10 protein-coding genes are annotated in these 13,028 nt (G+C 35.8%); 2 read left to right on the forward strand and 8 right to left on the reverse strand.

Annotated features, from left to right (window positions below):
* Positions 1–4 precede the first annotated feature (4 nt).
* Positions 5–1,939 (reverse strand): 1,4-alpha-glucan branching protein GlgB, encoded by a 1,935-nt coding sequence (gene glgB, locus AC6R0T_RS08075; protein WP_303753900.1) that lies wholly within the window; start codon positions 1,937–1,939, stop codon positions 5–7.
* A 481-nt stretch (positions 1,940–2,420) separates the two neighbouring features.
* On the reverse strand, positions 2,421–2,795 hold the full coding sequence (locus AC6R0T_RS08080; RefSeq protein WP_206905887.1) for a hypothetical protein: 375 nt from the start codon (positions 2,793–2,795) through the stop codon (positions 2,421–2,423).
* A gap of 150 nt (positions 2,796–2,945) precedes the next feature.
* Here AC6R0T_RS08080 and AC6R0T_RS08085 point away from each other — a divergent pair, with 150 nt between their 5' ends.
* Positions 2,946–3,488, forward strand: coding sequence for a DUF2179 domain-containing protein (locus AC6R0T_RS08085; protein ID WP_268991020.1), 543 nt, complete (start codon positions 2,946–2,948; stop codon positions 3,486–3,488).
* A 152-nt stretch (positions 3,489–3,640) separates the two neighbouring features.
* Positions 3,641–4,234, forward strand: coding sequence for a hypothetical protein (locus AC6R0T_RS08090; RefSeq protein WP_206905889.1), 594 nt, complete (start codon positions 3,641–3,643; stop codon positions 4,232–4,234).
* 207 nt (positions 4,235–4,441) lie between these two features.
* Here AC6R0T_RS08090 and AC6R0T_RS08095 read toward each other — a convergent pair whose 3' ends face one another.
* The 6 genes from AC6R0T_RS08095 to parC all read right to left on the reverse strand — a co-directional run bounded on the left by AC6R0T_RS08095 (position 4,442) and on the right by parC (position 13,023).
* Entirely contained in the window at positions 4,442–4,885 is a 444-nt protein-coding gene (locus AC6R0T_RS08095; RefSeq protein WP_206905890.1) for a hypothetical protein, read from the reverse strand.
* Between the two features lie 264 nt (positions 4,886–5,149).
* A complete protein-coding gene (locus AC6R0T_RS08100; RefSeq protein ID WP_303753899.1) occupies positions 5,150–5,968 on the reverse strand; it encodes a DUF1803 domain-containing protein in 819 nt (272 codons plus the stop codon).
* 123 nt (positions 5,969–6,091) lie between these two features.
* Positions 6,092–7,021 carry a manganese-dependent inorganic pyrophosphatase gene (locus AC6R0T_RS08105; RefSeq protein ID WP_303753898.1) on the reverse strand — a complete coding sequence of 310 codons (930 nt, stop codon included), beginning with the start codon at positions 7,019–7,021 and terminating at the stop codon, positions 6,092–6,094.
* A 98-nt stretch (positions 7,022–7,119) separates the two neighbouring features.
* A complete protein-coding gene (pflA, locus tag AC6R0T_RS08110) occupies positions 7,120–7,875 on the reverse strand; it encodes a pyruvate formate-lyase-activating protein (protein ID WP_526159230.1) in 756 nt (251 codons plus the stop codon).
* 185 nt (positions 7,876–8,060) lie between these two features.
* On the reverse strand, positions 8,061–10,289 hold the full coding sequence (pflB, locus tag AC6R0T_RS08115) for a formate C-acetyltransferase (protein ID WP_282462405.1): 2,229 nt from the start codon (positions 10,287–10,289) through the stop codon (positions 8,061–8,063).
* A 280-nt stretch (positions 10,290–10,569) separates the two neighbouring features.
* Positions 10,570–13,023 carry a DNA topoisomerase IV subunit A gene (parC, locus tag AC6R0T_RS08120; RefSeq protein ID WP_303753531.1) on the reverse strand — a complete coding sequence of 818 codons (2,454 nt, stop codon included), beginning with the start codon at positions 13,021–13,023 and terminating at the stop codon, positions 10,570–10,572.
* Positions 13,024–13,028: the final 5 nt, after the last annotated feature.

Raw genomic sequence — 13,028 nt, forward strand, 5'->3', positions numbered from 1 at the left:
CCTTTTATTTTTCAGCTTTTACATTTTTACGCTTACTACTTGATTTCACCCGTGTATTAATTTCAGCTGGTTTAATCAATAATGCCCCAAGTGCTGGCACAATAGTCTGAATTTGATAATCATAATCTTTAAACGGAACAGTAATTGCCTCTTTTATAGCATTGGGTTTAACCCACGTTCCGCCAAATTCTTTCATTTCCGTATTCAAAATTTCTTGGTAAGTTCCTTTATATGGCACACCCACGGCAAAGTTTTTTCGCTCGACAGGCGTTAAATTTAAAACGACAATGACAAAATCTTTTTTGGTTTTCCCCCGCCGAATGAAACTTAATACTGTATCGGCATCATTATCGGCATCAATAATTTCAATCGTGTCATAGCTGCCTTCTAGTTCCCAAAGCGCTTTTTCTGTTCGATAAAGTTCATTTAACGTCTTAGTGAAATGTTGCATCTTAGAATTCAATTCGTCATTTAAATCAACCCATTCCAAACCATGGTCATATTTCCACTCTAAAAATTGACCCCATTCGCTTCCCATAAAGAGCAGCTTCTTACCCGGGTGCGCAATCATATAAGTATATAGATTACGTAGTTGTGAAAATTGTTTGTACCGATCTCCCCACATCTTATGCATCAGGCTTTTTTTACCATGAACCACTTCGTCATGAGACAAAGGTAAAATATAGTTTTCACTCATCATATACATGAAAGAAAATGTCAAAAGATTAAAATTATGCCCACGATAAATTGGATCCATTTCGTAAAAACGCAAGACGTCATTCATCCAACCCATATTCCATTTATAATCAAAGCCAAGCGCACCGCTTTCAATCATACCGGTAATTTTCGTATCAGAAGAACTTTCTTCAGCAATCATTAAGGCTTCAGGATGTGCTAACTTCACCACAGCATTTAATTTTTGCAAGAAGTAATAACCTTCAAAATTACGATTGCCTCCTTCATGATTTGGCGTCCACGGACCTTCATCGTAATCGCGGTAAATCATGTTAGACACAGCATCCACACGAATACCATCGAGATGGTAAAATTCCAACCAAAAAAGTGCACTGGAGATTAAAAAGCTTTGAACTTGTGGTTTACCTAAATCAAAGTTAATTGAACCCCAACGAACATTTCGAGCCCGATTTCTATCTTCATACTCAAAAGTTGGCGTGCCGTCATAGTAGGGTAAGGTATCTTCATTGATACAAAAATGCCCCGGAACCCAATCGACTAAAACGCCAATATTTTCTTTATGACAAGCTTCAACAAAATCTTGAAATTCTTCTGGTGTACCATAATAGGAACTTAAAGCAAAATACCCAACTAATTGATAACCCCAAGATTTTCCTAAGGGATGCTCCATTAATGGCATAAACTCAATATGGGTATAGCCCATTTCTTTAACATACGGAACGAGTTCTTTTGTTAAGTCAGAAAAGGTATAAGGTGTATTGTCTTCATGATGCTTCCAAGAACTTGCATGCACTTCATAAATGTTAAGAGGCCGCTTAAAATGATTCGTCCGCTTTTTGCGTCCTTGCCATAACCCATCTTTCCATTTTTTCTCCTGTAAAGTATGTAAAACCGCTGCACTTCCGGGACGTTCTTCAAAACGAATGGCAAAAGGATCAATTTTAAAAATCTCGCGTCCGTTTGCTTGGCGCACCTTAAACTTATAAAGATCTCCCTCGTGAGGTTTATCTGTTATAACTTCCCAAATTCCTGATTCTCGCTTTAGTAAAGGTAGTGAATCATCCCATTCATTAAAATCTCCCACCAACCAAACTTGTTGCGCATTAGGAGCCCAAACTCGGAAAACAAAACTGTCATCAGTTAATTTATGTGCACCCAAAAAATGCTGGCTATAAAAATTTTCCCCTGTTAAAAACCGTTCTTCTGCTGCTAGCACTTCAACTTCTTGCTTTTTTTCAACCATACCAGTTTCCTTTCTATAATGAATCTTCCCCATCAGACAATTAAATTCCAATCAAAAGTTAGAAATAAACTCAGTTAAACTGCTAACTTTTTCTAATATAATAATAACACACTTCTAATCTTTGAAAAGTATTTTGTGTAAAAAAATAACTCGGTTTCTATAAAAGAAATTCATTCTATTTCGTAACAGTTAAACCACTCAAAATATAAAGCGTTTACACCGTTATTGATGAATGCGATAACAATAGTGATGTATAAGTGATATTTACTTTAAAAATATTTTTGCACAATAAAAAATAAAAATTATATAACTAAATCCGAACATTCTAAAAGATGACGGAATTTTATATGAGACAACAATGAGCATTATTGTTTAAAAATGTTGTGATTTTTAGCAACCAAAAAAGCACTTGATTTAAAAAAAAATCAAGTGCTTAAAAATAATTTATTATTTAGAGATTTACCAATTATAAAAAAATCGTTTACAACATCGCAAGTTTATGATAGCTAACTATCCCACATTGAAATAAACCCATCATAGCTAAAAATATGCGAATGGTAAGCGGCAAGTATGGGATAATTAAAGCCAGTGACAATAAGATGATTCCTTGTATAAATGAGTATGAATGACAAAACGGTAAAAAGAACCGCAACGCCACAAATGCAAAAAAACTACTAACAGAAATCAAGATGAATTTGAAAAAGACAACTAACAGATGATCAAAAGCAGGATGGTAGCGTAAAGCATCTTCCACTGTAAAAAGCGTTTCGGGATTAATCAAAAGTAAATAAATTGAATAATAAAGACCAAAAAATATCATCAAACCATGACTTGCTAATAAAAGACGTCGCGTCATTTCCTCACCTCCCACATTCCATAACAACTGTTCTATATAACAATTGTAATCTATTCTTAATATTTTTGCAATAATATTCTATTTTGATTAGTCTTTCAATTGTAATTTCTGAATTTGTAGTGTATTTTGGAGCAATAAGGGGGTTTTTAATTGGATTTCAAATTATTATTTATGATCTTTGCTATTAATTTTGCCTATATCACCCTGAATACGCTCCGCTTTATGTTAACAATGAAGGGTTATCGTGTCATTGCACCACTTGTGAGTATGGTTGAAATTACGATTTATATTTTAGGACTTTCAATGGTTTTAGATCGTCTAGATGATCCTATCAACTTATTCGTATACGCACTCGGTTATGCTGTTGGGATTAGTGTTGGGATTAAAATAGAAGATAAACTGGCTTTAGGCTATATTATGGTTACAGCTATCCTGCCTTCAAATACCAGTGAAGAAAATCATTTACCTAAAGTTTTACGCGACAATGGCTATGGCGTTACGCAAAGTAATGCACAAGGTTTAGAAGGTGAACGGGTTGTGCTTGAGATTTTATCACCACGAAAAAATGAGCGCCAACTTTATCAATTAATCAAAAGTGTGGAAGAACGCGCTTTTATTATCTCCTATGAGCCAAAATACATTTCTGGTGGTTTCTGGACCAAAAAAGTTCGTAAAAGACAACTACGGCAATAAGAAAACACCGCTAATTTGCTAGTCCTTTGTTTAGCAAATTAGCGGTGTCTTTTTTCATATTAAATTAATGAAACTTTCTTTTTATGAGAAACATTCGACATTTACTTATTATTTTGTTATTATTGAACAGAAGAACTGTTTGGAGAGAGTATATGTCAAATTTAAAATTATTAAAATATCTTACGGTAGTTTGTGGGTTTATCGCTACGATTCTTTTTGTATCAACATTTTGTATCGATTACGTAGTTGATACCCTTGCGATTAAATTATCGTTAAATGCATTGGGCGAAAGTAGTAACCTAGGGAGCTTCTTTAATCACCTCCTTATTTTATTTACAGTTATCTTTAGCGGACTGCTTTATTACTACTGTAGGAAAACAGAAAAGACTGAATTTAAAGAAGCCACAATTTTTTATTTTATTGCTTTTTCAATTTTATTTCTACGTACGTTTCTTCCTACTGGGAATATTCATTCGTTTTTCTATCTTTTAGCAACTGGTATTCAAATACTAACGACTTTAATGGCACTATTCTTCTTTTTAATTGCCTTTTTAAACCGGAAGTACCCTTTTAGCTTTGCCGTCTTAATGGCCATTGATATTCTAATTTATTTGGTCAGTGTTCTTTACAGTGTTTTACTTGCTGATTTTTCGTTACCTAATTTAGGAAGCCTTATTGCCGCAACAATTAACATTACTTTTTTTAGTATTTTCTTTATGAGCGCACCAATAAAAATACACGCATAACAAATAAAAGATGACGGGATTCTAGATTCCGTCATCTTTTATTTGTGCAGTACCGCTGTATAAACCAACAGAAAAACACTCGTTAAAAATTTACTATAGCCCTAGTCTTGATAACTTACAAAAAATATCAGGTAGAATTCTAATACTAAGCTGAAAAAGAATAAAAAATTACAAAAAAAAGAAGCGATTGCTCACTTCCTAATAACTCTATTTTTCTACCCACAACTCTTTTATGACACCATTTGTATAAACTTTATATAAAGATTCAACTTTACGTTTTGGACTTGTTGCCACGATTAGATAGAACTTTCCATTGGCATCAAAATCTAATTCTCCTACAACTTTGTATAAGCACGGTTGGTTGTCATACTTCGCATTATCTAATAAATATTTAACCGCCTGTGCCCCAGTTACGATAAAGTTATTTTCCACCAACCAATCAACCACGATCGGAACAATTGTCTGTGCGCCAAGCTCTTGTTTTTGCTGAATCGCTAAAATGATTTCACCGTCAGAAAAATGATTTTCATCAATTTGATTAGCTTTCAATTCAGCTCGTGCAGCCTCTACTTCTGCCATCGAAATAAATTGAATCATCGAACCACTTACTACCGGTTTACTTTTTACATACTCTTTTTTGATCTTCTCCATCCAGAAGCCCCCCTGATTCATTCTATAATAATAATATCATCTTATTATTAGAAATTCAACATATATTATTATTATTTTTTAATTTAAAGATATTTAAATTAATCGGGTAATTCTGTTAGGTGTAAAAAAATCAATAATATAAAATATTAACGTAACATTTTAGGATTAACTTCGCGTCTATTGCGATTTAATTAGCTTTAAAAAACAAATAAGTATTTTTTGTTACAAATAAAATAAATTTGTTTTCTCATCTTATTTTCATCATTATCCTTTAAAAATAATAAATTGTAAAAAATCCATTTCTTTAAAATCCAAAAACCGCGTAAATAATAACTGCCATTTAAAAACATCATCGGCTAAAGAAATTACCTGTTCACCATAATGATCAAAAATTGGTACTGCCAGCTGTAAATTGTCACTGTCATCAATCGCTAAAATATCGGTCATTACTAGTGCTTGCCTAAAAATGGACGGACGCACTTTCTTCTTTTGATAAGTCCTTTGAATAATATAAGAAAATTGATCAAGCGCATAATTTAGCTCCACATCACCCAACAAGGCATATAAAGAGTTTTCTTCTGTCAACTCACTTTTCTTTAAAGCATTAAAATAGCCAGGCAATGTAGTTGTCTGATCTTTTAACTGACAACTTATTAAGTGCAATTTCTCATTTTCTAGTTTTGTAGCAGTTGCAAATGAAATCGCGTCAGTAACCCCATAAAAATAATCTTGTTCTAAAAGATTGTTAAAATAATTTAACGCCGTCAATACGTTCTGATCACTTTCTTTTTTTAACGTTTGTAAAGCTAACTGAAATGTTTTTTCCTCCTGAATATTAGCAACTAATGCTGGTGTAACAACAGGAAAAAGTAGTCGGTAACGCCTATCTTTTCGTACTATTAATTGCAATTTTATTGCTGTATCAATCGTTTTTTCAAGATCATGATTGGTAATCTCTTTTTTTAAATCACGCAAAATAGCAGCTTCATGTTGAAAGAGATAGTGACAAAGTTGTTGAAAGGTGGGCTTGTGAGCCAGATTTTGATATGCTTCTTTGTGATTACCGCCATAATAAAATTTCATATTCACATAATTCCAATCTTTAAAAATATCGTTAAAGAAAAATACCCGAACAAGCACCAATCACTACCATAAAAAAGTGATGCGACCGCTTTTGCTCGGATATCATTCTAATAGTTCCTATTTTTAGGCAAATGCCTCTGTTAGTTGTGGTACAACTTGTTTTTTACGTGAAACCACACCTTTTAGTAGCGCACGATTATTTTCTAATTTTGTATTAAAAGCTGCCTCTACTTTATCCTTAGGTTCACCAATAACAAGTAACTCAGAATCACTATCTAAAATATTGGTAACAATTAAGACAAATAGATCATAACCATTTTTTTCATTTTCAACTTCCATTGCGGTTTCTAATTCTTTTTGACGATCAAAAACTTCCTTTAAATCAACGGTATTAACTTGACCAATTCGGATGTTTTTATCGCCCATTGGGAAACTTTTAGCATCAAGGTCTAATAAAACGCTAGCTGATTTATCGCTTAAGTTTGTCCCAGCTTTTAGCATCTCTAAGCCATATGCCTCATAGTCTGTTTCACAAATAGCTGCAAGTTCTTTTGCCGCGGCAACATCTTCAGGCGTGCAAGTTGGTGATTTGAATAACAACGTATCTGAGATAATTGCAGAAAGCATCATACCTGCAACAGCTTTTGGAATTTCTACTTGTGCTTCTTTATACAATTTCAAAACAATTGTACTCGTACAACCCACTGGTTCAGCACGGTAGTACAATGGATTAGCAGTTTCAAAGTTTGCAATCCGATGGTGGTCAACAACCGCTAAGATATTTGCCTCTGCAATATCAGCAGCACTTTGTTGAAATTCATTGTGGTCAACTAACATAACGTTTTCTGTATCATCTTTTACATTTGAAATTACGCGAGGTGCAGTTAGACCAAAGTGATCCAAAGCGTACTGAGTTTCTTCACTTGGTGTACCTAACGCAACTGCCTCAACTTCTTCATCACGCAATGTATTTTGCAAGTGGGCAAATGCAATTGCTGCGCCAATTGCATCAGTATCTGGGTTTTGATGACCAAAAACTAAAATTTTTGACATGTGGGACACTCCTTTAGTAATCATAGGTTTTACATTCTTCTTTATGATAGCAAAAAACAGGAAAGATTCAATCATAAATGCATCTTTCCTGTTAATTTTTAGCGCGTTAAGTACTTCATATATTCATCTGTATGCAATAGTTCTTTTGCATTTTTAACACGATTTTCAGTCGGTGGTTCAATTCCTTCTAATGGATATTTTAAACCCAATTCTTGCCACTTGTACTTGCCCATCGTGTGATAGGGTAAAATCTCAACCTTATCGACATTTTGCAACGTCTTAATAAAGCTATCTAAGCGGATCAAATACGCATCATAGTCACTGCGATAAGGAACCAATACGTGACGAATCCAGACCGGTTTATTTATTTCAGATAAATATTTGGCCATTTCCAAAATAGGTGTATTGGCTTGTTTGGTCAGTTTTTTATGAGCGTCATTGTCGATATGTTTAATATCAAACAACAATAAATCCGTATACTCCATTAAAGTATTGAATTTTGAAAAGAAAGGTTCTTCTCTGGTAAAAGGTTGCCCACAGGTATCAATGGTCGTATGAACCCCAGCCGCTTTGGCTTTTTTGAACAAATCAATTAAAAAATCAAGTTGTAACAACGGTTCTCCACCACTTACTGTGATCCCGCCTTTTTCTCCCCAAAATTCTTTATATTTTAAGGCTTCTTCTAAAACATCATCTGCTGTACGCTCTTTACCACTGCCAATTTTCCAAGTATCTGGATTATGGCAAAACTCACACCGCATCCGACAGCCTTGGGTAAAAACGATAAAGCGAATGCCTGGTCCATCAACGGAACCAAAACTTTCGGTTGAATGAATACGACCTGTCACAGTCATGCTTATGACTTCCTTTCGTATATGAAATACTTGAAACAAACGTCTCAAAAAAGAGGCTAGAAATTTTTTATGCCGCAATTCCAACCTCTTTTTCACTACGTTTTTTGTGAAGAAGAGGACAAGCAAAAATAAAAAGTGACGGATAGTTTCCCATCCGCCACCTTGTAGTACGTTTAAAATTGAAATTACATAGATTCGTGCATTGTCCGTGCAATAACGTCATCTTGTTGTTCTTTCGTTAACTTAATGAAGTTTACGGCATAACCAGATACCCGAATTGTTAATTGTGGGTATTTTTCTGGGTGTGCTTGCGCATCTAACAAGGTATCCCGGTTGAAGACGTTAATGTTCAAGTGGTGACCACCTTTTGTTGCATATCCATCTAACATGGTTGCTAAGTTTTCTTCTTGGGTTGCTTCGTCACGACCTAAGGCTTTTGGTACGATAGAAAACGTATTTGAAATACCATCTAATGAATAGTCGTAAGGAATTTTCGCAACTGAAGACAAGCTTGCTAACGCACCGTGTGTGTCGCGTCCATGCATTGGGTTAGCCCCTGGCGCAAATGGTTGGCCCGCACGACGTCCGTCTGGTGTATTCCCTGTTTTCTTCCCATAAACCACATTGGATGTGATTGTAAGAATAGATGTGGTGTGTTTTGCATCACGGTAAGTTTTGTTACGTTTTACTTTCGTCATGAAGGTTTTCAATAAGTTCACCGCGATTTCATCCACGCGATCATCGTTATTGCCGTATTTAGGATAGTCGCCTTCAATCACGTAGTCTTCTACGATTCCATTTTCATCACGAACTGTTTTCACTTTGGCATATTTAATGGCAGATAATGAGTCAACTGCAACAGAGAAACCAGCAATACCAGTTGCCATTGTGCGTAGGATATCTGTATCTTGTAATGCCATTTCAATCCGTTCGTAAGAATATTTATCGTGCATGTAGTGAATGATGTTTAATGTATTCAAGTACAATTCTGTAATCCAGTCCATCATGGCATCATATTTGGCTAAAACTTCATCGTATTCTAGATATTCAGAAGTGATTGGTTGATATTTTGGTCCTACTTGTGCTTTTGATTTTTCATCAACCCCACCGTTAATTGCGTATAACAAAGTTTTCGCTAAGTTTGCACGAGCACCGAAAAATTGCATTTGTTTCCCAATGCGCATTGCCGATACACAACAAGCGATTCCGTAGTCATCGCCCCAATGAGGACGCATCACATCATCGTTTTCATATTGAATCGCAGATGTTTGGATACTCATTTTCGCACAGAAAGTTTTGAAGTTGTGTGGTAAACGTGTTGACCATAAAACTGTCAAGTTTGGTTCTGGCGCAGGACCTAAGTTTGCTAATGTGTGTAAGAAACGGAAGCTGTTTTTTGTTACCATGTGACGTCCGTCTTCACCCACACCACCGATTGATTCTGTTACCCATGTTGGATCCCCAGAAAATAGGGCATTGTATTCAGGTGTCCGAGCGAATTTTACAAGACGTAATTTCATAACGAAATGATCCACGATTTCTTGTGCTTCTTCTTCTGTAATCACGCCATTTTCTAAGTCGCGTTCCACATAAATGTCTAAGAAAGTTGATGTCCGACCCAATGACATTGCTGCACCATTTTGTTCTTTGATTGCAGCTAAGTAGCCTAAGTATAACCATTGGAAAGCTTCTTTTGCGTTTGTCGCAGGTTGTGAAATATCAAAACCGTAAATGTTACCTAATTCTTTTAATTCAGCTAACGCACGAATTTGTTCGCTTAATTCTTCCCGTTGACGGATGATGTCTTCTGACATTGTGCCGTTCCCACAGTTGGCTAAATCTTTTTGTTTTTCTTTAATTAAAAAGTCTACCCCGTATAATGCAATCCGACGGTAGTCGCCGATAATACGTCCACGGCCATAGGCATCTGGTAAACCAGTAATGACACCTGAACGGCGTGCTGCGCGCATTTCTGGTGTATACGCATCAAAGACCCCTTGGTTATGGGTTTTACGGTAGTCGCGGAAGATATGTGAAATTTCAGGATCGATTTCAAAACCGTATTCTTCAGCGGCTTGTTCAGACATACGGATCCCACCAAATGGTTGTAAACCACGTTTGAAAGGTTTGTCTGTTTGGAAACCAACCACTGTTTCTAAATCTTTATTTAAATAACCAGGACCATGAGAAGTAATCGTTGAAACTACTTTTGTGTCCATGTCTAAAACGCCACCGTTGTCGCGTTCTTGTTTGTTTAATTCCATTACTTGATCCCAAAGTTTTGTGGTAGCTTCTGTTGGGCCAGCTAGAAATTCATCTGTGCCGTCAAATTGTGTGTAGTTTGCTTGGATAAAATCACGTACGTTAACTTCGTTTTGCCAAGCTTTGCCTTTAAATCCGTTCCATTGTTCCATTGAATGGACCTCCTTAAAAATTAGCTATACTTATGTAACAGCTTTACGAACACAGTATAACACATCACTTTGACTTTGCAAGCATTTTCTTGTGTGTAGATGAACTATTCACCTCGTTATCTTATAAACGTCCTTATAAACCCCATTAAATCAATGATTACCCCATATGTAAACATCTTATTATTTTGTTAAATAAGCCCTTTCACTCTTCTTCATGCTCACAAAAAAGCATTTCTGTATTAACACAGAAATGCTTTTTAAATACAACCATTATAACAGATTAATTTTTGACAACAACCGGCTGTTTAATTTCTTTAACATCGATTACTTGTCCGCCATTTTTTTCATCCATAACAAATGAACCATTTGAAGTTCGATCAGAAATATTAAAATCCTTGACGTCAATTTCTGTTTGTTGCCCTTTTTGATTGGTTAATAACAATGTTTGATCCACACCATCACCCATATAAATGATGCGATGAGGATTATTTTTAAGTTCTCTTAGCACCATTAAGCCACGCTTAGCTCGGCCTAATTGATTTAACTCTTGAGCTAGCATTCGTTTCACGCCACCTCTTTGGGTTACGATAACTACCGGATTATCCCCCATCGGATATACCAACAAGCCGTTTACTACAAAATCCTCGGCTTTTAAATTAATTGACTTAACGCCAGCAGCTTTTGGACCTACTAGTGGTACCTCGCTTAGTGGATAGCGTAAACCAAAACCACGATGACTTACTAGAAAAACATCTAACGTATCGTTTTCATCGACTAAAAAGACATCTGTTATAACATCATCAGCATCTTTGAATTTAACAATCGCTAACGGACGACTCTTATAAGTTCGCCATGGCTCAAATTCCGACATTTTCGTCTGCTTAATAAAACCATTTTTTGTTATCAGAACAAAGTTTTTAGCCGGATCTATTTGTTTGTAAGGATAAACGGCAATAATCGCCTCATCCACTGCCATATTCAACATCGTTTGCGAAATATGTTCCCCAATTTCTTTCCAACGTAAATCAGGTAGCTCATGAACTGGACGATAAATAACATTTCCTTTGTTAGTAATTAGCAGTATATGGTCCAAAGTGTTGACCTCACCTGTATATAACACAAAGTCCCCATCTTTCATTCCCAGCTCTTCTGGTTTAGAAGCTGCATAAGAACGCAGACTACTGCGTTTGATATATCCTTCATGGGTAACAGAAACAATAACATCTTCTTGAGCGACTAAAACCTCTGTCTCAATTTTCAGCTCTTTAATTTCCGCTTCAATTTGCGTTAGCCGCGGCTGTCCATATTGTTTCTTCACTTCTTTTAGCTCTTTTTTTATCACGCTTAAAAGTTCAGTCTCATCATCCAAAATCTTTTTTAATTCCGCAATATACGCAGCTAATTCTTTTGCCTCTTGTTGTAATTGCGTAATATCTGTATTGGTTAGACGATACAATTGCAAATTAACAATTGCTTCAGCTTGGGCTTCAGTAAAGCCATGAGCTACAATTAAATTATTTTTAGCATCTTTTTTGTCTTTACTACCACGAATCGTGGCGATGACTTCATCTAAAATCGACAATGCTTTCATTAAACCATCAACGATATGCTGACGTTTTTGCGCTTTATCTAACTCAAACCGACTCCGTTTTATCACAACATCTTTTCGATGTTTGACATAGCTTTGCAAAATTGTGACTAATCCAACTTGTTTTGGCCGCATCTCATCAATAGCAACCATATTAAAGTTGTAGTTAATTTGCAGTTCCGTATTTTTAAACAGATAATTTAAAATACCCTCGGCGTTGGCATCTTTTTTCAATTCTACAACAATTCGCAACCCAGTTCTATCTGTTTCATCCCGAACCTCAGCAATTCCGTCAATTTTTTTTGCCAAACGAATTTCATCGATTTTCTTCACCAAGGTAGCTTTATTCACTTCATAAGGAATTTCATTCACAACGATCTGCTCTTTATTCCCTTTGATTTTTTCAATCTCCGTTTGAGAGCGGACAATCACTTTGCCTTTTCCAGTTTCATAAGCTTTTTTCAGTTCTGCTTTACCTTGTAAAATTCCGCCAGTAGGAAAATCTGGACCCGGAATAAATTCCATTAATTTATCCAAACTAGCATTAGGATGGTCAATGAGATAAATCGTACCGTTAATTACTTCAGCTAAATTGTGTGTTGGAATTTCGGTGGCATAACCAGCAGAAATCCCAGTTGAACCATTCACCAAAAGGTTAGGAAATTTTGCTGGTAAAACAGTCGGTTCTTTTTCAGTATCATCAAAATTCCAAACCATATCAACTGTTTCTTTTTCAATATCTTTTAGCATTTCACCACTTAATTGTGATAAGCGCGCTTCTGTATAACGCATTGCCGCAGGAGGATCACCATCCATACTCCCGTTGTTACCGTGCATTTCAATTAAAATGGCTCGTAGTTTCCAGTCTTGACTCATCCGAACCATGGCTTCGTAAATACTACTGTCACCATGGGGGTGGTAATTCCCCATGATATTGCCGACAGACTTCGCTGACTTACGAAAGGCTTTTTCGTAAGTATTACCATCTTTGTTCATAGCATATAAAATCCGGCGTTGTACCGGTTTTAAACCGTCTCTGATATCTGGTAATGCACGTTCTTGAATAATATATTTTGAATAGCGGCCAAAGCGGTCGCCCATGACTTCCTCAAGTGTTAATTCTTGAATATTATGATTGTGTTCCACTTTGC

This window comes from Enterococcus sp. S86.2 (assembly GCF_059834485.2).

What these genes read in the sequence shown, in the direction of transcription:
- pflA (WP_526159230.1), bottom strand. Translation starts at nt 7,875, where the DNA reads ATGACTGTGACAGGTCGTATTCATTCAACCGAAAGTTTTGGTTCCGTT.
- pflB (WP_282462405.1), bottom strand. Translation starts at nt 10,289, where the DNA reads ATGGAACAATGGAACGGATTTAAAGGCAAAGCTTGGCAAAACGAAGTT.
- AC6R0T_RS08100 (WP_303753899.1), bottom strand. Translation starts at nt 5,968, where the DNA reads ATGAAATTTTATTATGGCGGTAATCACAAAGAAGCATATCAAAATCTG.
- AC6R0T_RS08090 (WP_206905889.1), top strand. Translation starts at nt 3,641, where the DNA reads ATGTCAAATTTAAAATTATTAAAATATCTTACGGTAGTTTGTGGGTTT.
- glgB (WP_303753900.1), bottom strand. Translation starts at nt 1,939, where the DNA reads ATGGTTGAAAAAAAGCAAGAAGTTGAAGTGCTAGCAGCAGAAGAACGG.
- AC6R0T_RS08095 (WP_206905890.1), bottom strand. Translation starts at nt 4,885, where the DNA reads ATGGAGAAGATCAAAAAAGAGTATGTAAAAAGTAAACCGGTAGTAAGT.
- AC6R0T_RS08105 (WP_303753898.1), bottom strand. Translation starts at nt 7,021, where the DNA reads ATGTCAAAAATTTTAGTTTTTGGTCATCAAAACCCAGATACTGATGCA.
- AC6R0T_RS08080 (WP_206905887.1), bottom strand. Translation starts at nt 2,795, where the DNA reads ATGACGCGACGTCTTTTATTAGCAAGTCATGGTTTGATGATATTTTTT.